Source organism: Streptomyces sp. NPDC034043 (assembly GCF_055575675.1).
Genome location: NZ_JBVISF010000020.1, coordinates 13,189 through 37,763, shown reverse-complemented (window position 1 = coordinate 37,763; position 24,575 = coordinate 13,189). Strand labels below are relative to the sequence as shown.

Here is a 24,575-nt window from a genome sequence, read left to right as displayed (position 1 = left end):
AAGTCGAGGTGACGGTGTGACGAAGCGTGCCGACGGGGCCGGGATCGACGAGTCGCTCGTCGAGCGGCTCATCGCGGCGCAGTTCCCGCAGTGGGCGGGACTGCCCGTACGGAAGGTGACCTCGGCCGGTACCGACCACGCCATGTACCGGCTGGGCGAGGACATGACCGTACGGCTCCCCCGCATGCCCGATGCCGCGGGGCAGGTCGCCGCCGAGCAGCGGTGGCTGCCGCACCTCGCCCCGCACCTGCCCCTGGAGGTGCCCGAGCCGCTGGGGCACGGGGCACCGGGGGAGGGGTACGGGTTCGCCTGGTCGGTGTACCGCTGGCTCGACGGCGAGAACCTCTACGACCGGCCCCTCACCGGAAGCGGACTCCAGGACGCGGCCGCCGCGCTGGGCCGCTTCCTCGCGGCGCTCCACCGCGTCGGCACCGCCGGGGCACCGCGCTCGTTCCGCGGCGGTCCGGTGGACACCGCCGACGACGAGGTCCGGGCGGCGATCCGGGACCTCGGCGCCGACGGCACGCACGACGCCGGGGCGGCGACCGCCGCCTGGGAGGCGGCCGTACGGGCACCGGGGTGGCGGGGCGCCCCCGTATGGCTGCACGGCGACCTGCTGCCGGGAAACCTGCTGGGCCGCCGGGGCCGGCTCGCGGCCGTCATCGACTTCGGGCTCGTGGGCGTCGGTGACCCCGCGTGCGATCTGATGGCGGCCTGGACCCTGCTGACCGCCGAGACCCGGGACGCCTTCCGCGAGGCGGCCGGCGTGGACGACGCCACGTGGGCCCGGGGGCGGGGCTGGGCCCTGCGCTTCGGGCTCACCGCGGAGCACTACTACCGCGGCGGCCTCAACCCCGTCCTGGCACGCACCGGCCACCGCGCGGCGGCCGAGGCCATCGCCGACCACCACCGCTCCTGACGTCCCCCTCCGCCCGCGGTCCCCGCCGCCGGCCGGCCCTCCGGGCGGTCCGGCGGCGGGGATCCGGCGTGCGGGCGCGGGCCGTTGCCCGGCCCGCGAGGGGCGGCCCGCGGCAGGCGGCGTCCCACGCGGAAGCCGGGCCGGAGGTCCTTCCTCCGGCCCGGCTCCCGTCGCGCTGCTCCCGTCGCGCTGCTCCCGTCGCGCTGCTCCCGTCGCGCTGCTCCCGTCGCGCTGCTCCCGTCGCGCTGCTCCCGTCGCGCCCGTCGCGTCGTTCGTCCACCCCGCCCCGCGGGCGGCCGTTCAGGCCGATGCCGCCGGCCCGCTCCTGCCCGCCCGGGCCACCAGCGGCCCGCTGCCCAGGCCGACGCACAGCAGGAGCCCGCCGAGCACCAGCCAGCCCGGCAGCCCCATTCCGAGCGGCAACAGGCTCATCACCGCCGGGGCGACCGCCTGCACGGCCCCGCTGCCCAGCCCGAACACCCCGGCGTACTGCCCCTGCAGGTGGGCGGGCGCGAGCCCGAAGCAGTACTGGGTCGAGGCGGCCGCGTACCAGAGCTCGCCGAGGGCGAAGACGGCCATGCCGCCCATGAGCAGCCCCGTCGCCGTCCAGCGGGAGGGCCCGTCGGCCAGAGCCATGAGCGTGAGCCCGGCGGCGAAGGCCACGCCGGCCCACGCCATGCGCTGACCGGCCGCGCGCACGTCGTGCACCCCGCGGCTGACCTTGACCTGGAGCAGCACCACGAAGGCCATGTTGAGCACCAGGACCGCCGAGACCACCCACCGGGGCGCGCTCGTGTGCGCGACGATCCACAGCGGCAGCAGGAACCCGGACACGGCGTAGTTCAGCGACAGCACCGCGTTGGCGAGCGTGGCGCTGAGGTAGGTGCGGTCGCGCAGCGCGGCCCAGCCCCGTTCCCGCTTCCCGGCGCCGGCCGCGATCCTCGGCAGCCGCAACAGGATGAGGCCGCAGCTCACGTACGCCACGGCCCGGCAGACCACCAGGGCCAGGTACGCGGGCCGGCTGTCGATCTGGATCGCGAAGCCGGCGGCGACCGAGCCGAGCGCGAGGGCCAGGTTCGTCACCGACCGCAGGTACCCGATGATCACGGTGGGGTTCCCGTCGGCCACCCCGCGGATGAGCGGCGCCTTACTGGCCACGTCCGCGGGAATGATCATCCCCGCGACCAGGGAGACCGCCAGGAAGGACCAGAAGGAACCGATCAGGGTGAAGCAGGAGATCACCGCCCCGCCGCAGAGCATGACCGTGACGTGGACCCGTTTGGGTCCCCACTGGTCCGCCAGCCGTCCGACCAGGACCCCGGCGATCAGGCCCGCCATCGCCCCGCCGAACAGGCCGATGGCGACCTGCCCGGCCGGCAGCCCCACGACGCGCGTGAAGTACAGCGCGCTCGCCGTGGTGAACATCCCGCCGCCGAAGCTGTTGGCGAAGGTGGCGAAGGTCAGGACGCGCTGCGCCGGCGACGCGGGGAGCAGCCTGCGCAGGCCGCTGCCGGGCACGGTAGCCGTCACCGCCACAGCGCGTCCCCGAAGCGGACGCCGGGGCGCAGCGCGGGCTGCAGCGCGCGCAGTTCGCGCGGTGTGAGCCCGTCCGGGACGATCCTCACCTGCGGCCCGAACCAGTCCCACACCTTGGCGAACCGCCGCTGCAGCTCCTCGGGGGTGTCCGCCGCCACCATGAACTGGCCGATCCGGTGGTTCGTCCCGGAGACGGCCGGGGTGTGCGCGCCGACGGGCCGCTCGATCCGGACGAACTCCACCCCGGGCCGCGCCATGACCTGGTCCGCCGAGGGACAGTCGAGCAGCAGCCCCGCACCGGCAGTCAGGTAGGCGCCGCCGATGGCTCCCGGGCGGATCTTGACGTCGATCTCGGGACGCCGTCCGAGCGCGACCTGGATGGCGCACGCGGCCAGGTCGACGTTGAACTTCGCGTGCACGACCTCCTGAACCAGTGCGCCGCCCCGGCGCGCGGCGCACTCGCCGAAGGTGAGGGCACCGGTTTCGGGGTCGTGGAAGAGCTCCATGTGGAACATCCCGTCCCGCAGGCCCAGCGCCGCGAGCGAGGCCGACACCACGGGAAGGGCCCGGTCGTAGGCCCAGGCCTCCTCGGCGGGGTCGAAGTGGCGGAAGTTGAGCGGGCGTCCGCTGTCGACGGCGGTCAGGCAGGGGTCGCCGTACCGGCCGAGGGCGCAGAACAGCAGCTCGCCCTCGAACACCACGCCGTCGGCTATCCATTCCTCACCCCGGACGAACTCCTCCAGGACGAAGGTGCGCTGCGCGGTGCCCTGCCGCCGGTACTCCTCGCTGCGGCCGCGCAGTTCCGCCACCGAGGACACGACGGTCGTCCGCTCGGTGGCCGCTCCCGCGACCGGCTTCAGTACGGCCCGGTCCGAGGGGAGCCGGCTGATCCCGGCGACGTCGTGGACATCGTCGACGACCACGGTCTCCGCCGTGGCCAGGCCCGCCGCCCTGATCTCCCGCTTCTGCACCGCCTTGTCCCGGAAGCGCACGGCGACATCGGGCGGCACGGCCGGCAGACCGAGGTGGGCGGCCAGCAGACCGACCATCACCAGGGAGTCCTCGGTGGTGGTGTACACGGCGTCGAAGGACCCGGAGGTCAGCCCGGCGCGGGCGAGCGCCATGAGCACGGCCTCGGCGCTGGTGTGGTCGTCGACGCGGATGACCGTGACCTCGTCCGGTATCGCGATGTGCCCCTGGTCCCAGGCGGCCGCGCCACAGACGACGGTGACCTCCAGGCCGAGGCGGACGCATGCCCGCATGCCGTAGCGGTCGAGGCCCACGATCAGGATCCGGTGGGGGCTTGCGTTCTCCATGCGCTGCCTTCCTCGTGCTCTGAGCCACGCCCGAAGTTGCCAATTCGGGCAACGGTATGGCGCCTCATTAACCCAGCCCGGAAAGCAGCTTGTCAATAACGGCAAGCTTCATTGCCTATTTTGGCAAGCCTGAGGCGGGCCCGAGGGGAGGGAGCCGGCCGCCGCGTGCGAGGCCCTGGTCTCGACCCGACTCCGGGCAGGAAGCACGCCGGCCGCCAGAGGTGGCCGTTCACTCCTCGTTGAGCCAGCCGCACACGTAGTACTGCTGGTCCACGTCCCGCTCGATGATCCACTGATTGAGGACGTCGCCCGCGAGCTTCCCGGTCACGGGGTCCCGCCGGGTGATCCTCGCTTCCACGCTGAGCTCGTCCCGGCCCGGCGGGATCTCGTACGGCTGGAGTTCCCAGCGGTCCACGTAATAGCCGTTGAGGGCGAATCCGAGCAGCGTCGAGCGCAGCCGCGGGCAGGTGCCCCGGCGCAGCGAGGTCATGTCCTGGTCGGCCAGGCCGTTCATGTAGACCGCGAAGACGCGCTCGACGGCCTGCCGGTCGAGGGGGGTGTGCGCGGGCTCGGGCGTCGGCTCGGGCGTGGGAGTGGGGCTCGGACTGGGCGAGGCGGCGGGCGTGGGCGAGACGGGAGGAGGATACGAGGACGGGGAGGAGGACGTGGACGGGGACGCGGACTGCGGGGCGGGCGTCGTGGAACCGGCCGCGCGGCCGCGACCGTCGTCACCGGACCCGGACGCCGGTAGCCACCAGGGCATCGCCAGCACGGCCGCCACGAACACCACCGTCAGCCCCGGCACGTACCTCCACCGGACGCGGCGGGCGGGGCCGGACGCCGGCGGGACCAGCGGCTCCGCCCCGGGACCGGCGTCCGGTGACGCACCCAGCCGCAGCGTGTGCGCGGATGCCGGCACGGGTTCCGGCCCGGACGGCCCGGCTCCGCCCGCCGGCCCGGCGAGCAGGTCGTACGCCTCGTCGACGGTGAGGCGCCGCGCCGGGTCCTTGCGGAGCAGGCCCGCCAGCACGGGCCCGAGCTCCTCGGCACGCACGGCGGTGGCCGGCTCCTCGGTGGCGATGGCGACGAAGACGGCCCAGGAACCGGAGCCGCTGAACGGCGGGTGTCCCTCCACCGCGGTGAACAACGTCGCGCCCAGTGACCACAGGTCGGACGCGGCGGTCGCCGGAAGCCCGCGCACCTGCTCGGGGGACATGTAGACGGGGGTCCCCATGAGGGCCCCCGACCGGGTCAGGCCGGCCTCGCCTTCCACGGCGGCGATCCCGAAGTCGGTCAGCACCACCCGGTCGCCTTCGAGCAGCACGTTGGCGGGTTTGATGTCCCGGTGCGTGACACCCGTGGCGTGCACGGCGCGCAGCGCGTCCAGGACCTGCAGACCGATCTCCGCCACCCGGGCCGGCGGAAGCGGGCCGTCCTCCTTGACCAGATCGTCCAGGGACCGGCCGTGGACGAGTTCCATCACGATCCACGGGCGGCCGTCATCGCCGGCTATCCGGTCGTGGACGGTGATGACCCCCGGGTGTTTCAGCTTGGCGGCCGCCCGCGCCTCGCGGTCGAGGCGGTCGATCCAGGCCTTGCGCCCGGAGGCGTCGAGGTCGTCGGGCAGCCGCAGCTCCTTGAGGGCGACCTCGCGGTCGAGTTGCTCGTCATGGGCCCGCCAGACGGTCCCCATGCCGCCCTGGCCGAGCGGTTCGGCCAGCCGGTACCGGCCGCCCAGCAGCCCTCCGCGATCGTGAGTCACGCCCGGAACCTAACCCAACGCACCCGGCCCCGCTAACGGCGGACCGCCCGAAGGCCCGTCACACCCTCACCACGCGGTCGACGCACCGGACTTGAGGCGGTCATCAGCTTCGGCTCGCCCCCTCCAACCTCCACACCGACCCCGACATCGCCGCGGCCCTCGCCTCGATCACCCGCCACGCCGCGCCCGGCGCCCTGATGATCCTGGAAGCCCTGGCCTTCCGGACCGACCCCGAGGTGATCGGCCCGCCACGTCACTTCACCCTCGACACGCCCCGGCTGCGGGCGACCGCGTCCGCGCGTACGAGGTGTCCGCCACCCGGTCACCAGGCGACGGTCAGCAGGCGCGGCGGGAGCGGGACAGGGCCAGTGCGCCGAGGACCGTGGCCGTCAGCCCCAGCAGCAGGGCCAGGGCGCCGGCCACCACCCCGTTGCCGGTGCCCGGACCACCGTCGGCGACGGCCAGGTTCAGCGCGCCGCCGGCCAACGCGACCGGCCCCGCCACCACCGCCACGACGGCCTTCCCTCTCCCGCAGCTGCCGGCAGGACGAACGGAGCGGGCCCGCGCGAGCCCGCCGAATACCGTGGCGGTCAGCCCCAGCAGCGCGGCCGCGCTGGCCCAGAACCGTGCGCTGGTCAGGGCGAACGCCTCGACGCCGGCGGACCGGGCCAGGTCGTGCGCCGCCGCCGGTGCGGCGAGTACGAGGACTGCGAGCAGGGCGGCGGCAGCGGCCGGCAGGCGACGAACGGAAATAGCGGACATGAGGGTGCTCCTTGCTTTCCTGCGGGTTCCAACGGGTCTTCCTCCGGCTGGACGTCGTCCGAGCATGTCGCCCGGACCCACCCCCGGTCGTCCCGCGGACGCAGGCACTTCGCACTGCCGCAGATGCGGCAGGCGCCGCGAAAGTACTGCGTGCGCGGTAGCCGGCCGCTCGTTCGCGAGCGGGATCCGCCCGCCGGAGCGTCCGGCTAGATTGCGCGCATGAGCAAAGGATGGTCGGGGTTCTGTGTGCGTGCCGGTGTCAGGGACTGGCTGATCGCCGTCGGCGTTGCGGCGGCACTGCTGGTCACCGGGGTGTCCGGGCCGCATTCCGCCACGGGCCTCGACCTCCTCGGATACGTGCTGCTGGCGGTGGGCGGCCTGGCCCTCGCCGCCGGACGGCGGGCCCCGGTTGCCGTCCTCGCCGTCACCGGAACCTGCGCCGTGGGCTACCAGGCGGCAGGGTTCGACGTGGCCGCCGTCGCCTTCCTCTTCGCCGTGTACGCGGCCATGCGCGCGGGACACCGCACCGTCACGGTGGCGGCGAGCGTCGCCGTGCTGGCCGCGCTCCCCCTCGCGGCCCTGGCCTCCGGCCTGCACGACACGGGCGAGGCGTTCGCGCAGGCCCGGGGCGCCCTCGAAATCGCCTGGCTGGTCGCGGCCGGCGCGGCCGGCGAGGCGCTTCGGCAGGCCGAGCAGCGAGCCGACGAAGCCGAACGCACCCGCGAGGAGACCGCGCGCCGCCGGGCCGACGAGGAGCGGCTGCACATCGCGCGCGAGCTGCACGATTCCCTCACCCACCAGATCTCGGTCATCAAGGTGCAGTCCGAAGCCGCCGTCCACGTCGCCCGCAAGCGCGGCGAAGAGGTCCCCGAGGCCCTCCTCGCCATCCGGGAGGCCGGCCGTGAGGCGTCCCGCGAGCTCCGCGCCACCCTGGAGGCCCTCCGCGACGACGACACCACCCCGCCGCCCGGCCTCGACCACATCCCCAGCCTGGTGGAACGGGCCGGCGGGACGGGTCTGCGGACCACGCTGACGATCGAGGGACAACGGCACGACGTACCGGCCGCGGTGGGCCGGACCGTCTACCGGATCGTCCAGGAGTCCCTCACCAACATCGCCCGCCACGCCGACGCCACCACGGCATCGGTCCGCATCGACTACCGCCCGGACACCGTCGTCCTCCAGGTCGACGACAACGGCAGGGCCACACCGGCCGCCGCCCCGGTACCCGGCATCGGACTGCTCGGGATGCGCGAACGCGTCACCGCCCTCGGAGGCCGCCTGCGGGCCGCACCGCGAGGCGAGGGCGGCTTCACTGTGCAGGCCGAACTCCCCGTGGAGCGCACCTCGTGATCCGGGTCCTGCTGGTCGACGACCAACCGCTCATCCGCAGCGGATTCCGCGCCCTCCTCGACCTGGAGCACGACATCGACGTCGTGGCCGAGGCCGCCAACGGCGACGAAGGGCTGGAGCTCATCAAGGAGCACATGCCCGACATCGCGCTCATCGACATCCAGATGCCGGTCATGGACGGCATCGAGACGACCCGGCGCATCGCGGCCGACCCGGCCCTGGCCGGCGTACACGTCGTCATCCTCAGCAACTACGGACTCGACGAATACGTCTACGACGCCCTGCGCGCCGGCGCCGCCGGATTCCTCGTCAAGGACATCGAGCCGGAGGACTTCCTGCACGCCGTACGCGTCGCCGCGCGCGGCGACGCCCTGCTCGCGCCCTCGATCACCCGCAGGCTCATCGACCAGTACGTCAGCCGGCGGCTCCCCACCACCACGGGGCCGGCGCTGGAAGAACTGACCGGCCGCGAACGTGAAGCCGTCGCACTGGCCGCACAGGGCCTGTCCAACGACGAGATCGCGGACGGCATGACGATCAGCCCCCTGACCGCGAAGACCCACATCAACCGGGCCATGAGCAAGCTCCACGCCCGCGACCGCGCCCAGCTCGTGGTCCTCGCCTACGAATCCGGCCTGGTAACCCCGCGCAACCGCTGACATCCGCGGCGGACGCGCCGGTGCCCCGACCAGCCGTGGCCGCTCGGGTTCCGGGCATGCCCGGACGACAACCGGCCACGTTGATCAACAACTCTCCACCGCCCGTGACCCGGCATCTACTGTGAGCCGCCCTGCTGACCCTGCGCAGGTTCATCGGCGTACCCCTGCCCGGCACCGACTGGCGCATCCGCGCGATGCTCCGCCCGGACCCGGACCCGGACACCATCCGGGTCCGCCTCGTCGACTCCGCCGGACCGGCCGTAACCGTGGACCTCCCGACCCGGCACGGCCGCGAGCACGGCACCTGGTGGTACACCGGCGCCCTGCGCCACCACCGGCCCGACACCGTCCGCGTCTACCTCGCCCACGACAACCACACCATCGGCATCGGCCTGGCCGTACGCGACGACACCGGCACCCCCCCCCGCACCGTCGGCCGGTGGCCGCCACCAAACTGATCCCCTCCTCCGGCCGGAGGAGCCCACCACCCTGGCAGCGCACCGCGTCCACGACGCCCAGGACCCACTGTGCGACGCCGTCTACGACCTGACCGACTGGGCCTGATCCGACGTGCCGAGGCGGAGCGGTGACACGCCGGCGCAGCCGGAGCCGACGCACTCGGTGGTCGTCAGGTGTTGCTTCGCCGTCGGTGACGCCCGGTTCCGGCTCTCAGGGCTGCTCCGAGCGAGAGGACGGTGCCGGTGAGCCCGAGGGTTCAGGCCGCGGCCGCGTTGCTCCCGGTGTGCGCCAGCTCGCCTGCGGGGACGTGGCCGCCGGGTCCAACAGGGCTACCAGGGTCCCAGACGGGCGGCGCCGACGGTCCCGGGCTCGAGGCCGCCCTGCTCACCCACGGTCCAGGCCCTCCCGGTACCGAGCCCGTATCCGTGGTGCTCTCCGTGGTCGGCACGGAGGTGGTACGCACCCCGGAGACGGCAGTCTGTGAGCACGGTGATCGAGCCGGAAGGCCGGGCGGATCACGACCAGCGATTGAAGGAGCGACCATGGCGGGCACCGCCGGCAGCACGTACGAGGGTTTCACCGCGGATGAGCGGGCCGCGATGAAGGCGCACGCCCTGGAGCAGAAGAAGGCGGCACGCCGTGCTTCCGCTGCGGAGAAGGCGGCGGAGGCCGAGCGGGACGTGCTGGCGAAGATCGCCGAGATGCAGGACGCGGACCGCGTCATGGCCGAACGCGTCCACGCCGTCGTCACCGCCAACGCCCCGGCCCTCGCCCCGAAGCTCTGGTACGGGATGCCCGCCTACGCGCTGGACGGCAAGGTCATCTGCTTCTTCCAGAGCGCGGAGAAGTTCAAGGCGCGCTACGCGACGCTCGGTTTCAGCGACCTGGCGAAGCTGGACGAGGGCCCCATGTGGGCGGCCGGTTTCGCGTTGACCGAGGTGACGCCCGAGGTGGAGGCGCGGATCGCCGAGCTCGTGCGGCGGGCGGTCTGAGGCCGCGCCGAGGTCCCCGCCGAGGACCGCGGCGCGGCACGGCCGTCGCGTCGCGGCACGGCTACCGGAGGGTCATCGGGGCGAGGCCGAGGCCGGCGAGTGCACGCGCGCCGCGGGCGCCGTGCTCACCGCCCGCGAGGATCAGGGTGCGCGCCGACTGGTAGCGGCAGCCGGCGGCGTCGAACGCGCCCGCAGCGGCGATCAGCCGCTCCCCGTCGCCGTCGAGCAGGGCCGCCGCGCGCTCCACGAGGGCCGTGGCGACGGGGTTGCCGGCCACCGCGGTCCGGGCTTCCACCACGCGGGCGGCGGCGTCGGGAGCGGCCGCGAGCACGGAGGCCTCGGCGCGCAGCGCCACGTACCAGTGGAGCCAGATCCAGGTGGTCCACCGCCGTACCTGCGCGGGTTCGGGGGCCGTGCGTTCCAGCGCTGCCCGGGGCCGCCCCTGGTGGAGCATCAGGACCGCGTCGAAGACCGCCCCGTACCCGCAGGTGTTCCACGGCGAGGGGTCGACCTGTGCGAGCAGCGCACGCCAGTCGCGGTGGGCTTCCTTGTCGTCGCGCAGCCCGTGGACCGTCGCCATCGCTGCCGCGGGCGGACCGAGTACCGCCCGCACGGGGCTGCCCGCCCGCTGCCAGGCGTCGCGGAAGCGGAGGCCCACGGTGAGTGCCTCCTCGGCATCGCCCGCCAGTGCGGCGGCGACGAGGAGCCGGCCCGTGGCGCGGTGGCCGACCTCGGCGAGCTGCGGGTGTTCCGCCAGTCGCCGCGCCCACTGGCGGGCGCCCGGCAGGTCCCCCACGCCGAGGGCGGCTTCGGCGGCCTCGCCGAGCGCCTCGATCAGCTCGTGGGTGCCGGCCGGGCCGTCGGGCGCGGACGAGACCAGCTCGACCCGGCGCCGTGCCGTCGCCGCCGCGGCGAAGGCGTCCCCGGCCCAGCTCAACGCGCCGGTTAGGGTGTCGAGGGCGGCGGGCTCCGCGAGCGGATCCCCCGCGAGGCGGGCGAGTCCGACCGCTCGTTCGGCGGAGGCGATCGCCTCCTGGGCGGTCGTACCGCCGGAGCCGCCGGCTGAGCGCGCCGCTTCGGGGCGAGCGTCACCCGTGCCGTCCGTGCTCTCCGCGCCGCCGATCGCGTGGGTGAGGGCGCGTCCGGCCTCGGCCAGTGCGACCGCGGCACGGGCCGAGGGGTCGGCGCCGGCCAGTTCCCGCGCCTCGGTGATCAGCGCGTCGGCTTCCTGCGGCGGGAGGGTGCGTACGAACTTGCTGGAGAACCGGTACGCGTTGCTGACGGCGGCCGCCAGGTCGCGGGCGGCCGCGGCGGTGTCGCCCTCTCGGCGTGCGACGTCCGCGGCCGCGCGGTGGAGGCGGTACATGTCGTCACCGTGCAGGCGGCATGCGGCGACGGCCGCGGCGTGCCGGAGCATCGACGCCGTGTCGGCCGGGGTGACGGCGAGGGCGGCGGCCTGCTCGTAGCGCTGCTGGGATTCCCCGATCAGATGGCGGGTGAAGGCCAGCTCGGCCGTGCCGCGGGCGAGGCGGTGGGCGTCGGCACGCTGCTCCGGCCGGCTCTCCGCCCACGCGAGGGCGGCGCGCAGCTCGTCGGCCACCCGGTCGAACCGGGCCCGCCAGTCAGCTCCCGGCACCTGGAGGTCGGCGCTCCGGTCGAGGCACCAGTGCAGGTGCCGGACCCGGGTGTCGTCGAGTTCACCGGCCTCGGTGAGGCGGTCGGCGCCGTACTGGCGCAGCGTTTCCAGCGCGCGGTAGCGGGTGCCGTCCGGGGAGAGTGTGACGGCGAGCAGACTCTGCTCGGCGAGACGGGCCAGCCCGTCGGCGGCGGTCGCCCCGTCGAGTGCGGCGACCGGTGCCGCCGCCCGGGCGGTGAACGGTGTCACGAACACCGACACCCGGCGCAGCAGTGCCCGGTCGGCCGGGTCCAGCAGGTTGTGGCTCCAGTCCAGCGCGGCCCGTACGGAGCGGTGCCGGTCCTCCGCCCGGGAGCCTCCGGTGAGCATGCGCAGCGGGTGGGCCAGGGCGGCGGTGATGCCGTCCAGACCGAGCGTGGGGTAACGGGCGGCGGCCAGCTCGATCGCCAGCGCCATGCCGTCCAGCCGTGTGCAGATTTCGGCGATCTGATCGTGCAGGGAGGGGTCCAGCGGCCGGCCCATCGCGGTCGCCCTGTCCGTGAACAGCGCGACCGCGTCCGACCTGCCGTCGCCGGCCGCGGCCAGGGACGGGGACGACGAGGACGGGGGCGACGGGGCCGACGGGGGCCGGGCCGACGGGGACAGCGACAGCGGCGGGACGGGGTACACCCGCTCGAACGGCACCATCAGCCGGGACCGGCTGGTCACCAGTACCCGCACCCGTGGACAGGCGGCCAGCAGGCGTTCGAGGAACAGTGCGGCCCCGTCGACGACCTGCTCGCAGTTGTCCAGCACCAGCAGGGCGTGACGGCCGGCGAGCGCGGCGGTCACGGACCCGGCCATGTCCTGGTCCGGTTGCTCGCCGAGACCGAGGGCTTCGGCGACCGCGGTTGCGATCATGGCGGGGTCGGTGACGGGGACCAGGTCGACGAACCACACCCCGTCGGCGAACGCGTCGGCCGCGTCCGAGGCCACCGCCAGCGCGAGCCGGGTCTTGCCGACCCCGCCGGGGCCGACGGCGGTCACCTGCCGGTGCTCCCCCAGCATCGCGGTCAGGGCCGCCCGCTCGGTCGCCCGGCCGATGAACGGGGTCAGCCGCGTCGGCAGCGCGGGTGCAGGCCGCGAACGGCCGGAACGCGAGCCCTCGGCGCGCGACCGTTCGGACGCGCGGCGGGCCAGCGCCCGCCGGTCCGGCACCTCCAACTTACGGAGCAGGGAGGAGACATGGGTTTCCACCGTACGTACCGAGATGTACAGCCGTGCTCCGATCTCGGCGTTGCTGAGATGGTCTCCGACCAGCTCCAGCACCTCCCTCTCGCGGGGCGAGACATCCACTGCCTGTGCCATGGGCGCCATTCTGTCGCACGCTCGTTCGCGCTCCTGTTCCATGAGCGCCCCCGGCCCCCCCGGCAGTCTCCAGCCATCTCCGTGATCGTCTCCGTGGTCACCACGGATGCGGCCCGGCCGTGCCGGACGGGACGCTGTGACGGCACACGGCTTCGACACGACTTCGACATGACTTCAGGAGCGCCCATGTCCGGCTCGTCCACCCCGGGGATCAAGACCGTGCTCCACCCGGTGTCCGATCTGGACCGGGCCAAGGCGGTGTACGCGGCCCTGCTCGGCGTGCCCCCGCGCCACGACGCCCCGTACTACGTCGGCTTCGAGGCCGCGGGACAGCACATCGGGCTGGTGCCGGGCGGCGGACCGCAGGCGATGACCTCGCCGGTGGCGTACTGGCACGTCCCGGACATCGAGGCGACGCTGGCCGCGGCGGTCGCGGCGGGCGCGACCGTGACCGAGCCCGCGCACGATGTCGGCGGCGGCCGCCTGGTGGCCACGATCGCCGACCCCGACGGCAACGTCCTCGGCCTCCTCCAGGACCGGCACGACCAGCCGGCCACCACCGCTCGCTCCCGCGCCCAGCGCCGTCTCGACACCGAACACCGGCTCGCCCACGACGTCGACGTCTGGGTGGCCACCGCCTCCGCCGACGGGGCGCCGTACCTGGTGCCGCTCTCCTTCGACTGGGACGGCCGGGCGCTGCGGGTGGCCACCCCGGCGGACAGCCCGACCGGCAGGAACCTGGCCGCCGCCAGGACCGTCCGCCTCGCGCTCGGCCCCACCCGCGACGTCACGATGATCGACGGCACCGTCGAGGTCCACGCCATCGATGCCCTCCCGAAAGAAGAGGGTGACCGCTTCGCCGAACGCACCGGCTTCGACCCGCGCGCACTCATCCGCGCCTACCGCTGGTTCCACATCACCCCGCACCGCATCCAGGCGTGGCGGGAGGAGAACGAGCTGGCCGGCCGCGACCTGATGCGGGAGGGCCGATGGCTCGCCTGACCGTTTCTGAGTACGGGTACTCATGCCGCGGGTACAAGGTGGGTGAAGGTGGCAGCGAGCCGGGCGGCCGGGCACTCGGCGCAGACGCGCCGCGCTCGCCGCCGAAAGCCGCCTGAGTCGGCCGGTCGCCGCGGCAGCGGTCCTGCGCGACCTCGACCGCGACGGCGAATTCCTGGCCCGGCGCATTCGGTACACCGCGGAGTACGTCGAGAGGTTCGGCTACTCGCCGCGCACGGGGACGGCCGAGAACATCGAGAACGGCATGACGGTCGCAGAGCTGTGCGCGGCCATCCGCGCCGGCCTGCCCGCCGACTAAATCCTCGCGGACAAGACCGGGGGAGGGAGTCACGGGGGTAACAACGACGTGGGCATCGCCTGGCCGCCGGACGGCACACCGATCCTGATGGCCGTCCTGACGACCAAGCAGCGACAGGACGCACCCGCCGACCATCCGCTGGTGGCCGAGACGGCCGCACTGCTCGCGGCGGAACTCGTACGTCCAGGCCCCACGGGAGGAACCCGGTGAGGTGAACGCGCCGTAGCACAGCGCCGACCGGCCCGGCCGCACGCGGGGATGGAAGGGAAGAACCGGCAGCCCCTCACTGAACCAGCTCGGTGTGCGGGTGGCCTCCACTCGCCGGGCAGGCGTACAGCTGGAGGTGATTGGCGTCCAGCACCGTGATCTCAGGCGGATTGGACCAACTGTCGCCGGATGCTCCGGGCACCCGGTCCTCGTACGGGATCCAACTCGTGCTGTTGCGGTGCCATTCGCGCGAGGCGATGGTCAGCAGCGGCGTCATCGCGGTACCGCAGGCCACACAGAACCGCGGCACGGGGTCGGTCAGTCCCCAAGGGGCCCAGCCGCCGACCTTCCAGCCGGGGGCGTGGGACAGCGCACTGTCATAGAGCTCCTGCGGGCCGACGCCGTCGACCGCGATGCCCGCCGTCCGCCAGGGCGCGGGGTCCGTGATCCGCTGCTTCAGCTCCGCGGGGAGTTCCAGGTAATCGGGGTACTCGGTGACCTGCTCCGGCGCGAGCACGCATGGCTTGGGCACGTAGAGGTCCTCGTCCGCGTCGAACGGCTCGGGCGGTGCGGCCAGCACCTCGGTGACGTCCGCAGCGGTCCGCCAGGACAATTCGATCGGAATGCTTGAGTCCGGCGCGTGCTCCGAAGGGCACCACAGGACCTGCAGCAGGTCGGCCCGCCCGGGGGGTCGCAGCAGGGGTACGTCCCGCGCGTACAACTGGGCCACGGGCACCAGCGGGTGGAGGCCGTCATGCTCGATGCGGCAGTACGGCCAGGGTTGCCGTGCGGGCCACAGCAGCGGCCCGCCGATCGAACTGTCGTACACCGTGGGAGAGCCGGGACGCGGGTGCAACCGGACCGCCGGGCGGCCCAGCGGGGCCAGCGCGGGGAAGACCGCGGCGACGTCGACGGGCCGCGGCGGGGTGGTACGTGTGCCATTCATGGAGATGATCTTGCCAACACGCTCTGACGGCGGGCCGGCCCATAGGACGAACCGCACCCGCGTACGCGGTCTGTGGACTGCGGACTCGCCGTGGCATCCATGGACGCTCGTGTTCTATTGGAGACTGCTTGACTGCGTAACGGGATCGCCTTCCATACTTGTCCGTATGGACAAGGCGATGCTCATTGACGAGCAGAAGAAGCGGGATATCGAGGCGATTAGGGAAGTGGTCGCCAAGGTGCAGCATTCTCAGCAGCATGAGCTCTGCGATGAATTCGTGAGCCTGTTCCGTGAGGATGCGATTTACACCGCGCCGCATGGCAGGATTCTTACGGGTATAGCAGAGATTGATGAGTTCACCCGTCGGGTTCTGCCCGGGGCCATGGAGAACGTTACGGTCACTTATGAGCTGATCGACGTGCTCTTCATCCGCCCGGATGTGGCGGCGGTGAAGGTTAAGGGGCAGCATTACACGCTGGATGGAAAGCCCGACGGAAACCCCAACTCGCCGCTCTATGTGATGTCCAAAGAAGACGGAAAGTGGCTGCTGACCGCATGTCAGGGCACGTTCCAGTTGTATCCGGAGTTCGACATCCCGAGCCGCGTTCCTCCGGCGCCGGAAAACACCGAAGTCGGCTGAACGATGTCCACGTCGTGACGAGGTCACCAGGGACGACCGGGGCCGTCACCATCGCCTGACGCGTCCAGCAGCGGGCCCGGGCTCCTATGTGAGGCGTCGGGGCTCAGCCGTGCGCCCGCTCGTCGAACCGGACCAGCACGGCGCCGGTCGTTTCGGTGCCGTACGGAACGGCGTGCGGACCGGTGATGCCGTTCCCGGCCCCACCGCAAAAGGGCCTGACTGCCCTCCAGCCACACCAGGGACTCCAGCCGACAGACCCGGTGCGAAGGAACACGGCGATCGTGGCGGCGTCCCGCCGACTGGAGAAATACGGCGGCGCCGACTCGGCCGCCGCGTCGGCGTCGTCCTCCTGGTCCTCGCCGTCACCCCCGCCGCCGACCCCGACGATCCGCCCCGTGCTCATCGCGCCGGACGTGCAGCCTGCGCTTCCCGCTCGTGACGACGCGGGAACGGCGGGTGTCCCTCCACCGCGGTGAACAACGTCGCGCCCAGCGACCACAGGTCGGACGCGGCGGTCGCCGGAAGCCCGCGCACCTGCTCGGGGGAGGCGGCCAGGCCTTGCGGGCTGAGCCCGTTCATGGCCGCGCTCGCGGTGCGGGCGGTGACGGGGTCGGTATAGGGGAGCGGGGCGTTGACGGTGGCCTCGGTGTCCGGGCTGATCAGCAGACTTTCCTGCATCCTAAGAGGCGCCGCCCCGGTAGGTTCCACGAGATGACCGGGAAGACCGGGTCTCTTTCCGATCCCGGGCGGCCCCAGGAGAGCGGCGTAGACAGCCTCCGCGAAGATGAAGGCGGCCACCCGAACTCCAGACGACGAAGAAGGCGGTCTGCGGGGCCTCCAGCGGTAGTCGAACCACGTGCCGTCCGAGCGGGGGAATCCCTGCGGGTCGACCAGGAACACCTTCAGTCCGGCCGCGCGGGCCGGTCACCCACTGCCGGTCGGCGTGCAGCCCGATCCCGACCAGTGCCTTCACGTCGGAGTGGAAGGCGACCGGAGGAATCCGCTGGGCGTAGCGGCGCATGAACTGCTCCTCGAAGCCGCCCGGCAATCGGTCCTGACCTGCCCACACACGACCTTCCGCAACACGCTTTACTGGCCGTCTCAGAATGATCGCGGGAGCCGCCGCAGGCAGATGATCGAGCAGGCGGGTTCGAGGAGCCCTGATGAAGCCCGCCCGGTGCTCGTAGAGGCTGCACAGGCGCTTGAACTGGTGCAGCGAGGCGAGCGCGCGCTCCACGGCCCGGCCCACTCTGGCGGTGGTACGTAGTCTGTAGCCCAACGCCCAAGCCAAGGAGCAGTTGATGACCAGCAGCGCCCCTGTTCCCTTCCAGGTGTACGAGGCAGGAACGTACCTGCACGGCACGAAGGCGGACCTCGCTCCAGGAGATCTGCTCGTCCCCGGCTACGCGTCCAACTTCGAGGACGGACGGGTGTCCCGCAACGTCTACTTCTCCGAGACTCTGGATGCCGCCGTCTGGGGCGCCGAGCTCGCAGCCGGTGACGGACCGGGGCGGATCTACGTAGTGGAGCCGACCGGCGCTGTGGAAGACGATCCCAACGTCACCGACAAGAAGTTCCCCGGCAATCCGACCCGCTCCTATCGCACGGGCGATCCCGTCCGCGTCGTGTCGGAACTCAAGGGCTGGGTCGGTCATTCCGCCGAACAGATCAAGGCCATGCAGGATGCGCTGGCCGACCTTCGGCGCCGTGGTGCCGCCACGATCCTTGACTGACCCTGGACCCGTGCTCACCGGCCTCCAGGCGCCGCCCCGCCGGCGAACACCTGCCTGCACGAGCCGGAGGACACCCGCGGCGAAGAGGCCTGCCGGGTTAGTTTCCGGGCCCGTCCGACCGCCCGCGTGGTCCGCCAGGAGCTGTTCGAGACGCTCCGCCTTCCCGGGAGCCACCCCGCCATCCCAGCGAGTTCGACCGAAGTTCCTGGGGCCGTCCCACCCCGCGCTGGGGGTCACCCGGGCCGCCCTGGCCGCGGCGCGCGGAAGCAGGCCCGCCACCGGACGCGTGAGGACCGCCGGGTCCGCGCCCTGTCCCGGGCCCGCGCCCGGCGGTCCGCCCACGGCACGGCCGTCCGGCCCCCGGACGGGGGTCGGCCGGCCGTCCGGCGGCTGGTTCTCAGGAGGCCGCGTCGGCCGGTGCGGGGTGCAGGGCGGTGTTGCCGAGGTCCTGGCGGTCCCGGGCGCCGAAGGTGGACCACAGGGCCGCCGTCACCAGCAGGAGCACACCGAAGAAGAGGTAGACCGGCTTGCCCCCGAAGCGGTCGAAGAGGAAGCCGGTTGCGAGGATCGCCCCGGCGCTGACGATGCGGATGACGGCGTCGAGGAGCCCGTGCCAGGTGCCCAGCAGCGCGGCGGGCGCCCGGAGCTGGACCAGGAGGCCCGCGGACCTGAGGTACACGGTGAAGCCCAGGCCGAAGAGGATCAGCGCGGCCGCGAGGATCCACTGCGTTCCGCCGAGCAGCGCCGCCACCAGCGTGCCGGCGCCCGCGAGGGCGGTGGCCCAGCGCAGGCTGGAGTAGATGCCCTCCGGGCCGGCCTTGGCGACGACCAGGCCGCCGATGACGGCCCCGATGGTGGAGAACGCCAGGAAGGAGCCGGCGCGGGCCGGCGACATCTCGAAGGTCTCCCTCATCAGGGACAGCAGGGAGAGGATGACGGTGGAGAGGGCGAGCACGGTCAGGGCGTGGAAGGTCAGGAAGCGGCGCCAGGCCGGGCTGGTGGCCAGCGTCCTGGCCACCACGCGACGCGACGGCAGGACGGCCGGCTCCTCCGGCTCCTCCGGCCCCTCCGGTGCCGCGCCCCCGGAAGCCTCCTCGCCCGGGCCCTGGTCCGGGACGGACGCCGGGTCCGCGGACCGCGGCCGGCGGGCCACGACGGCGACGAACGCGGCGAACACGGCGAGGGCGATCACCTGCAGCCCCGCGGCGACCAGAAGGGCCCGGGACCCGGGCATCAGCGTGATGACCAGGCCCGCGACGACGGGGGAGAGCAGCTCGCACGCCGAGCGGATGGTCCCGCCGATGCTTTGGACCCGTACGAGGGTCTTGGCGTCGAGGATCCGCGGCAGGAGCACGAACAGCGCCATCTCCCCGATGTGGTGGACGAGGTCCACCGTGGCCGCCGCGACGACGATCGCCCACAGGTGCGACGACAGGAACGAGGAGCCGATGCCGATGAGGACGAACACACCGATCTTGACGAGGTACGCCGCGACCAGGACGGCCCTCGGGTTGCCCCGGTCCAGCAGCGGTCCGGCCGCGACCGAGGCGACGACCTCCACCCCGTATCCCACGCAGTACACCAGGCCGACCGTGCTGACCAGCCCGGAGAGGTCCAGGGCCAGGTTGGCGAACGCGATGTCGTAGATGCCCTCGCTCAGGGAACGCGACAGCACCAGCACCGCGAAGACCACCAGGAGCAGCGTCAGCCACCGCGGCGCGGAGTTCAGCACGGCGCGGCCCGTCCTCGGCTTCTCCTCGGTCGCGCTCACCGGTACGCCAGCTCTCGCACGACATCGCCCGCGAGAGCGGAACCGGGCGCGTCGAAAGCGGGCGGTAACCCGTCGGCGGGCACGGGCACGAACAGCTCGGGCAGGTCCGCGCCGCGCGAGTCGTGGACCTCGTACTCCACCCGGTAGTGGAGCGTCCCGCTGCCCCGCGCCCGCATGAGCACACCCGGCTCGATCGTCAGGACGACCCGCGGGTCCCGCGGGAAGGGGAGGACCTGGCAGGCCCCGAAGGTGGGCGAGTCCGTGCGGCGGTCAATGAGTTGCAGTTCCATCTCGGGATTGTCGTACAGCAGCGGGGACAGCTTCAGCGTCAGGTGCGGATGGGCGCTGAAATACCCCGGCCAGGAGTCCGGAAGGTCGTGGACCATCGTGTCGGCGAGCCCGTTCTCGACGTTGGAGCCGATGCCGTACGAGTCGTCGCGGATGGACTGGTAGGAGCCGACCCCGGCGGTGACGGTGGCGAGTTCGGACACGGGCAGGGCGGGCTGCTGCCCGGCGAGGTCCCGGTCGATGAAGTAGCGGTGCAGCTCGCCGCCGATCTCCGCGGAGGCCACGACGCCCTGCTCGGTCGCGCCGCCGAGCCAGCTGCGCGAGACCACCTTGGAGATCAGGAACTGGGCGGCCGTCGGCAGCTCGACGGTGTTGGCGACGGCCCGCGGCCGCGCACGGTCCATGTCGGCGACGGAGTACGTGGCGTTGTCGTCGAACGGGGACCACCGCGAGGCGGGATCCTGCGAGGCGGGGTCCTGCGGGGCGTGCAGGGAGTAGTCGTTGCGGGTGGTCACGTTCTCCAGCCGTTCGAACCAGTGCGCGTAGCCGGGCGGGACCGCCAGCACGCACGACCCGTCCGCCGGGACGTCGATCACCAGTTTGCGGTCGTACTCCGGCGAGTCCTCCCGGCAGTCGTACATGTGGACGGTGACGGGCCCGGTGCCCGCCGGCCCGTAGAAGGACAGCCGGTCGTACTGCCCGAGGTGCACCGCGTACTCCTCGTACGCGAAGTGCGGGCTGTGCACCATGTAGTGGTACGGCCGGTCGTTGCGGGAGGACCGGATGTGCCGCGCTCCCGGGAGACCGGATTCCTCACCCGTCGTACGGGTCTTGGTCATGATCAGGTGCGGCTTGGGGAGGGCGGACATGGACGGCGTTCCTCTCTGCGGAGCGGGGTGGGGAAGCAGTCGCAAGTGCCTGGGGCGGGTGCACCGGACCGGTGCACCCGCCCCCAACGACTGCCGGCCGATCAGACGGTGGTGACCACGACGCCCTCGGGCAGGGCCGCCTTGAACTCCGCCAGGTCACCGAAGGAACGCGAGGTGATCTGCTCCTCGGTGTCGGCGTCGATCATCCGCGAGGCGATCTTGCCGAGGATGCTGCGGAAGTACTCCGGGGTCTCGAAGTACGGCTCCAGCGCGGAGCTCAGGCTCTCCAGCGCGGCGCGGGCGGCGGGGTCGGTGACGTCACCGGACATGGCGGCGAGCTCGGTCTTCCAGGCGGCGGTCTCGGCACTGGTGATCGACATGATGAGTTCCCTTCGGTGGGTTCTGCGGTCGGATTTCAGCGGGTGAGCGATATTGCCTTGGCCTCCATGCGCGCCAGCGCGTGGAGAGCCGGTCCGGGCAGGTAGCGGTCGCCGTCCTGCTCGGGCCTGCTGGTGACGGCCCCGGAGAGGGCGGAGGTGGTGACGTCGCGGCCGAGGGGGTGGTCCAGGGCCCAGGGTTCGAGGTCCAGGAGTTCCATCTCGGAGCGGAGCCAGACACGGCCGCTTCCGGTGAACCGGTACCAGGTACCAGGGGGGACGCGGACCCCGATCGTGGGGTCCCCGAGGCGGATCACGCAGTGCTCGCCGTCCGCGGTCACCACCTCGATCTGCGCGTCCGTGCTGCCCGCCAGCCATGTCAGGCGGCGGCGGGAGTATGCGTGGCGGACGAACCGGCCGGTGCCGCTGCCGGCCCCGTCGGGTTCCTCCGCGCGGCTGCCGTCGAGGTCCACTTCGAGGACGTCGGAGGTGCAGCTGTCGGTGGAGGGCACGACGGTGAAGGACTCCGGGCCCGTCAGCACGAAGTTGTTGCGGGAGGACCACGGGTGGGCGTCCGCGCCGGTCTCCGCGGCCCGCCACGCCGGCCTGAGCGTCGCGTAGGTGGTGCTGCCGCCGATGGAGACGCGGTACCGGGCGGCGTAGGCGCCCTGGTCCTGGGCGTTGGTCTGCTGCGACATCCGGGAGAGCAACAGGTGCGCGGCGACTGGCAGTTCGTGGCGGTTGGTGCGCACCACGGGGGCCTGCTGCGAGGAGCGCAGGAAGGAGACCAGGTCGTTGTCCGGTTCCCAGTCGGGGTTCTGGTCCGCGTACCAGACCGGCTCGTCGCGGGTCACCACTCCGCCCAGGCCGTCGAGGGTGTGGGCGACGCCCTTGGGGATGATCAGGACCCGGTAGGGCGAGACGGCCATCTCGATGGTGATCTCGTCGCCGAGCTGGGGCGAGTCCTCACGGCAGTCGATCAGGTGCACGGTGATGCGCTGGCCCTCGCCGAAGAAGGTGAGCCGGTCGTCCTGGCCGACGTGGATGCCGTAGGCGGAGTAGGCGAAGTCCTTCTCGTGGGTGACGTAGTCGGTGATGCCCGGCCCGTTGGAGATGCGGGTCACCCGCACGACACCGTTCGTGCCGTCGCTCTCGGTCACGTTCGTGGTCTCCAGCCGCGCTCCCGGCAGGCAGAACTCCATCGAGGTGACGTCGTCGGGCACCTGGAAGGTACCGATGTGGCGACGTTCGGTGGTGCGGTCGAGCGCGGTACGCGGCCCTGCGCCAGCGGTTTCGAGCATGGTGGATTCCTCTCTCTTGCCTTCGTGGTGGTGGCCGACGCGCGGGCCGGGGGTGTGAGGAGAGCGGCGGGCGAACCGCTCACGGATGGGCCCTCGCACTGACGGGTCGTCGGACGGGCGGGTGTCCGGTGCCGTCAGCGGTACTCGCGGCCGCCACCGGCGTCACGGGCGTCCGCGGTGTCCGACAGCCGCCAGGCCACCAGCCGCGGCGTGTGGGCGACGGCCCGCAGGCACGCGGCGCGGGCGGTGAGCAGGGCCTCGGCCTCGCACGCGGCCAGGACGAACAGGACCAGGTCGATCCGGTCCCCGTCCGCACGTGTCCACAGGTGCTCGATCCGGTCCGCCGGATCGAAGTGGGCGGTGAGGAGTTCCCTGAGGTCGTCGGGCGCCGCACACGTCCCGGGGGAACCGACCAGCCGCATGGTGATCATGTACATGGAGCCCTCGTGTGAACCGGCACCGTCGGCCTCCGGAAGGAACCCGCGTCAGACGACCGGCAGGCCGGCGCCGCTGCGCGGACCGCCCCAGCCGAACCCGTCGTCGGCCACGACCTGCCGCCCCTTGCCCCAGCCGAACCCGTCACCGGCGGAGGTCCGCCCGGCGGCCGGGGCCTCCTGGGAGACGGCTGCGGAGGTTCCGACGGCCACGACGAGAGCGGCGGATGCGAGCAGGACTGCGGCGACCCGGGACATGGAGGCTCCACCCTTCAGAATCAGTTTCTCTGCCTTGCTTGTCGCGTTCACCCCGTTCTGTGGGGTGTTGCGTTCGATGGCACAAGCCTGTCCCACAACCGCAGCGGTGTCACTAGCCGCAGACGGGCGCCAACACGCCAGGCGGGGAGACGCCACCTCCACCCCCCGCGGCCTTGAACCCCGCCCGGTCATGAGGGAGGTTGCACCCATGACCGATCCCGCCCCCACCCAGACCAGGACCTGACCGAAGGCAGACCGCATGCTGCAGTTACTCGGACTCTCACCCCACGCCGAGACCGTCTACAGGGCCACCCTGCTCCACCCCGACCACGGCATCACCGACCTGATGGCGGACACCGGACTCCAGGAGAAGGTGATCCGCGCCGCCTTCGACGAACTGGCCGCCCTCGCCCTCCTCAAGCCCTCCGACCAGCGCGGAGGAAGACTGCGCCCCGTCAGCCCGGAGGTCGGCCTCGCCACCCTGCTGGCCTCCGCCGAAGCCGACATCGCCACCCGCCTGGCCCAAGTGAAGACCACCCGCGCCGAGATCGCGGCGATCACCGCCGAACACCTCGACACGCGCACGTCCGACAGCGCCACACGACTCGAAGGCCTCGACGCCGTCCGCAGCCGGCTGGAGGAACTCCAGCGGACCACCGAGACCGAATGCCTCTCCCTCAACCCCGGCGGAGCCCACCGCCCCGACGCCCGCAACGCCGCCACCCCCCTCAACGAGGCAGCCCTGCAACGCGGCGTGAGCATCCGAGCCGTCTGCCGCGACAGCTTCCGCAACGACCCCAACACCCTCGCCTACGCCCGCTGGCTCATCGAGCACGGCGGCCAGATGCGCACCGTACCCACCGTGCCCATCCAGATGATCATCGTCGACCGGCGGGCCGCGATCCTGCCCCTGGACCCGCAGGACCCCCGCAAGGGCGCCATCGAGGTACGCAGCGCCGGTGTCATCACCGCCCTGTGCGCCCTGTTCGAGCTGTGCTGGTCGGCGGGCACCTCCTTCGGCGAACAGCCCTCCGCCAACGACAACGGCTGCACCCCGATCGAACGCGCCCTGCTGGACATGGTCGCCGCGGGCGACACCGACGAGGCCGCGGCCCGCAACCTCGGCATCTCGGCCCGCACCGTCAGCCGCATGATGTCGAGCCTGATGGAGAGACTGGACGCCGCCAGCAGATTCCAGGCCGGCGTGAACGCCACGAAGCGCGGCTGGCTCTAGAGGTCCGGGCCCGCCAGCCCGGTGCAGAGGGCGTCACTAGTGATGTCCAGCGCGGCGGTGAGGCCGGTTCGGCACCTGGCCGGTCATCGCGGCGGTCGCCGTCCTCGGCGCCGCCTGCACCGCGCCCACCGCGGCCCGGCGGCGGCTCGGCCACCACCCCCGCCCCCGACCCCCTAACGGCAACCGCGCTCACACGCTGCCTCGACGGCCAGGCCTAGCACCTGTCTCTTGAACGGCTACGGGCGCCATTTCTGATGGTAGGCGGGGTGCTCCGCGTATGACTGAGCAAGGACCCGAAGCGCGTAGCGAGGAGATAGTCCAGGCGGCCATCGACAGCTACACCCGCCCGGCCAGCCAGCCAGCGGATGATGACCGCCGACCTGCGCGCCCTGTACGCGCACGACACCGGGGACCAGGGCGTGCTGCCCGCGCTGACCCGGAAGCGGTCCGCCGCCCCG

Annotated in this window: 25 protein-coding genes and 1 pseudogene; 11 read left to right on the top strand and 15 right to left on the bottom strand. The window is 72.6% G+C overall.

Annotated elements, in window-relative coordinates; all coding sequences use genetic code 11:
• Positions 1 to 16 precede the first annotated feature (16 nt).
• Positions 17 to 919 (top strand): aminoglycoside phosphotransferase family protein, encoded by a 903-nt coding sequence (locus ACZ51S_RS31495; RefSeq protein WP_468478396.1) that lies wholly within the window; start codon positions 17 to 19, stop codon positions 917 to 919.
• Positions 920 to 1,219: 300 nt separating this feature from the next.
• Here ACZ51S_RS31495 and ACZ51S_RS31490 read toward each other — a convergent pair whose 3' ends face one another.
• The 4 genes from ACZ51S_RS31490 to ACZ51S_RS31475 form a co-directional block, all read right to left on the bottom strand.
• Positions 1,220 to 2,449: an MFS transporter gene (locus ACZ51S_RS31490; RefSeq protein ID WP_468962720.1), complete on the bottom strand. Its 1,230-nt coding sequence runs from the start codon at positions 2,447 to 2,449 to the stop codon at positions 1,220 to 1,222.
• Complete coding sequence (locus ACZ51S_RS31485; RefSeq protein ID WP_468478394.1) at positions 2,446 to 3,771, bottom strand: hypothetical protein; 1,326 nt, start codon at positions 3,769 to 3,771, stop codon at positions 2,446 to 2,448. Before ACZ51S_RS31485 ends, ACZ51S_RS31490 begins: the two co-directional genes overlap by 4 nt.
• 229 nt (positions 3,772 to 4,000) lie before the next feature.
• Positions 4,001 to 5,533 carry a serine/threonine-protein kinase gene (locus ACZ51S_RS31480; protein WP_468962718.1) on the bottom strand — a complete coding sequence of 511 codons (1,533 nt, stop codon included), beginning with the start codon at positions 5,531 to 5,533 and terminating at the stop codon, positions 4,001 to 4,003.
• 336 nt (positions 5,534 to 5,869) lie between these two features.
• Positions 5,870 to 6,295 carry a DUF6223 family protein gene (locus tag ACZ51S_RS31475; RefSeq protein ID WP_468962716.1) on the bottom strand — a complete coding sequence of 142 codons (426 nt, stop codon included), beginning with the start codon at positions 6,293 to 6,295 and terminating at the stop codon, positions 5,870 to 5,872.
• 219 nt (positions 6,296 to 6,514) lie between these two features.
• Here ACZ51S_RS31475 and ACZ51S_RS31470 point away from each other — a divergent pair, with 219 nt between their 5' ends.
• The 4 genes from ACZ51S_RS31470 to ACZ51S_RS31455 all read left to right on the top strand — a co-directional run bounded on the left by ACZ51S_RS31470 (position 6,515) and on the right by ACZ51S_RS31455 (position 9,758).
• Complete coding sequence (locus ACZ51S_RS31470; protein ID WP_468478391.1) at positions 6,515 to 7,648, top strand: sensor histidine kinase; 1,134 nt, start codon at positions 6,515 to 6,517, stop codon at positions 7,646 to 7,648.
• Positions 7,645 to 8,307, top strand: a complete 663-nt coding sequence (locus ACZ51S_RS31465) for a response regulator (protein ID WP_468478390.1) — start codon at positions 7,645 to 7,647, stop codon at positions 8,305 to 8,307. Before ACZ51S_RS31470 ends, ACZ51S_RS31465 begins: the two co-directional genes overlap by 4 nt.
• Positions 8,308 to 8,501: 194 nt before the next feature.
• Positions 8,502 to 8,765 (top strand): hypothetical protein, encoded by a 264-nt coding sequence (locus tag ACZ51S_RS31460; RefSeq protein ID WP_468962714.1) that lies wholly within the window; start codon positions 8,502 to 8,504, stop codon positions 8,763 to 8,765.
• A 543-nt stretch (positions 8,766 to 9,308) separates the two neighbouring features.
• Positions 9,309 to 9,758: an iron chaperone gene (locus ACZ51S_RS31455; RefSeq protein WP_468803874.1), complete on the top strand. Its 450-nt coding sequence runs from the start codon at positions 9,309 to 9,311 to the stop codon at positions 9,756 to 9,758.
• A 61-nt stretch (positions 9,759 to 9,819) separates the two neighbouring features.
• Here ACZ51S_RS31455 and ACZ51S_RS31450 read toward each other — a convergent pair whose 3' ends face one another.
• On the bottom strand, positions 9,820 to 12,741 hold the full coding sequence (locus ACZ51S_RS31450) for an ATP-binding protein (RefSeq protein ID WP_468478387.1): 2,922 nt from the start codon (positions 12,739 to 12,741) through the stop codon (positions 9,820 to 9,822).
• Here ACZ51S_RS31450 and ACZ51S_RS31445 point away from each other — a divergent pair.
• From ACZ51S_RS31445 to ACZ51S_RS31435, 3 genes and pseudogenes are all read left to right on the top strand, one after another.
• Positions 12,679 to 13,251: pseudogene (locus ACZ51S_RS31445) on the top strand (VOC family protein); the annotation flags it as partial. The gene ACZ51S_RS31450 and the pseudogene ACZ51S_RS31445 sit on opposite strands and share 63 nt — an antisense overlap.
• Positions 13,237 to 13,743 carry a pyridoxamine 5'-phosphate oxidase family protein gene (locus ACZ51S_RS31440; RefSeq protein WP_468888804.1) on the top strand — a complete coding sequence of 169 codons (507 nt, stop codon included), beginning with the start codon at positions 13,237 to 13,239 and terminating at the stop codon, positions 13,741 to 13,743. The pseudogene ACZ51S_RS31445 and the gene ACZ51S_RS31440, both read left to right, overlap by 15 nt.
• Before the next feature lie 364 nt (positions 13,744 to 14,107).
• Entirely contained in the window at positions 14,108 to 14,269 is a 162-nt protein-coding gene (locus ACZ51S_RS31435; protein ID WP_468478386.1) for a hypothetical protein, read from the top strand.
• 73 nt (positions 14,270 to 14,342) lie between these two features.
• Here ACZ51S_RS31435 and ACZ51S_RS31430 read toward each other — a convergent pair whose 3' ends face one another.
• Complete coding sequence (locus ACZ51S_RS31430; RefSeq protein WP_468478385.1) at positions 14,343 to 15,212, bottom strand: YwqG family protein; 870 nt, start codon at positions 15,210 to 15,212, stop codon at positions 14,343 to 14,345.
• A 166-nt stretch (positions 15,213 to 15,378) separates the two neighbouring features.
• On the opposite strand from ACZ51S_RS31430, the gene ACZ51S_RS31425 reads away from it, so the two are divergent.
• Entirely contained in the window at positions 15,379 to 15,852 is a 474-nt protein-coding gene (locus ACZ51S_RS31425) for an SgcJ/EcaC family oxidoreductase (RefSeq protein WP_468478384.1), read from the top strand.
• A gap of 103 nt (positions 15,853 to 15,955) precedes the next feature.
• On the opposite strand, the gene ACZ51S_RS31420 is transcribed toward ACZ51S_RS31425, so the two are convergent.
• Together ACZ51S_RS31420 and ACZ51S_RS31415 are read right to left on the bottom strand one after the other, a co-directional pair.
• Positions 15,956 to 16,255 (bottom strand): hypothetical protein, encoded by a 300-nt coding sequence (locus ACZ51S_RS31420; RefSeq protein ID WP_468888776.1) that lies wholly within the window; start codon positions 16,253 to 16,255, stop codon positions 15,956 to 15,958.
• The gene (locus tag ACZ51S_RS31415; protein WP_468478383.1) at positions 16,252 to 16,530 is read right to left on the bottom strand and encodes a hypothetical protein; all 279 of its coding nucleotides are present in this window, start codon (positions 16,528 to 16,530) and stop codon (positions 16,252 to 16,254) included. The genes ACZ51S_RS31420 and ACZ51S_RS31415 overlap by 4 nt, the downstream gene beginning before the upstream one ends.
• A 623-nt stretch (positions 16,531 to 17,153) precedes the next feature.
• Here ACZ51S_RS31415 and arr point away from each other — a divergent pair.
• Positions 17,154 to 17,585, top strand: a complete 432-nt coding sequence (arr, locus tag ACZ51S_RS31410; RefSeq protein ID WP_388946038.1) for an NAD(+)--rifampin ADP-ribosyltransferase — start codon at positions 17,154 to 17,156, stop codon at positions 17,583 to 17,585.
• Positions 17,586 to 17,982: 397 nt separating this feature from the next.
• On the opposite strand, the gene ACZ51S_RS31405 is transcribed toward arr, so the two are convergent.
• The 6 genes from ACZ51S_RS31405 to ACZ51S_RS31380 all read right to left on the bottom strand — a co-directional run bounded on the left by ACZ51S_RS31405 (position 17,983) and on the right by ACZ51S_RS31380 (position 22,883).
• Positions 17,983 to 19,356 carry an MFS transporter gene (locus ACZ51S_RS31405; RefSeq protein WP_468962711.1) on the bottom strand — a complete coding sequence of 458 codons (1,374 nt, stop codon included), beginning with the start codon at positions 19,354 to 19,356 and terminating at the stop codon, positions 17,983 to 17,985.
• A complete protein-coding gene (locus ACZ51S_RS31400; RefSeq protein ID WP_468803870.1) occupies positions 19,353 to 20,513 on the bottom strand; it encodes a hypothetical protein in 1,161 nt (386 codons plus the stop codon). The genes ACZ51S_RS31405 and ACZ51S_RS31400 overlap by 4 nt, the downstream gene beginning before the upstream one ends.
• Before the next feature lie 101 nt (positions 20,514 to 20,614).
• A complete protein-coding gene (locus ACZ51S_RS31395) occupies positions 20,615 to 20,893 on the bottom strand; it encodes a hypothetical protein (RefSeq protein ID WP_361600420.1) in 279 nt (92 codons plus the stop codon).
• 35 nt (positions 20,894 to 20,928) lie between these two features.
• The gene (locus ACZ51S_RS31390) at positions 20,929 to 22,191 is read right to left on the bottom strand and encodes a hypothetical protein (RefSeq protein ID WP_468803869.1); all 1,263 of its coding nucleotides are present in this window, start codon (positions 22,189 to 22,191) and stop codon (positions 20,929 to 20,931) included.
• Between the two features lie 134 nt (positions 22,192 to 22,325).
• Complete coding sequence (locus tag ACZ51S_RS31385; protein ID WP_468479571.1) at positions 22,326 to 22,628, bottom strand: hypothetical protein; 303 nt, start codon at positions 22,626 to 22,628, stop codon at positions 22,326 to 22,328.
• A 48-nt stretch (positions 22,629 to 22,676) separates the two neighbouring features.
• On the bottom strand, positions 22,677 to 22,883 hold the full coding sequence (locus ACZ51S_RS31380) for a hypothetical protein (protein WP_468479572.1): 207 nt from the start codon (positions 22,881 to 22,883) through the stop codon (positions 22,677 to 22,679).
• 259 nt (positions 22,884 to 23,142) lie between these two features.
• Here ACZ51S_RS31380 and ACZ51S_RS31375 point away from each other — a divergent pair, with 259 nt between their 5' ends.
• Complete coding sequence (locus ACZ51S_RS31375) at positions 23,143 to 24,117, top strand: LuxR C-terminal-related transcriptional regulator (protein ID WP_468962709.1); 975 nt, start codon at positions 23,143 to 23,145, stop codon at positions 24,115 to 24,117.
• Between the two features lie 236 nt (positions 24,118 to 24,353).
• On the opposite strand, the gene ACZ51S_RS31370 is transcribed toward ACZ51S_RS31375, so the two are convergent.
• Positions 24,354 to 24,518, bottom strand: coding sequence for a DUF6221 family protein (locus tag ACZ51S_RS31370; protein ID WP_468962707.1), 165 nt, complete (start codon positions 24,516 to 24,518; stop codon positions 24,354 to 24,356).
• Positions 24,519 to 24,575: the final 57 nt, after the last annotated feature.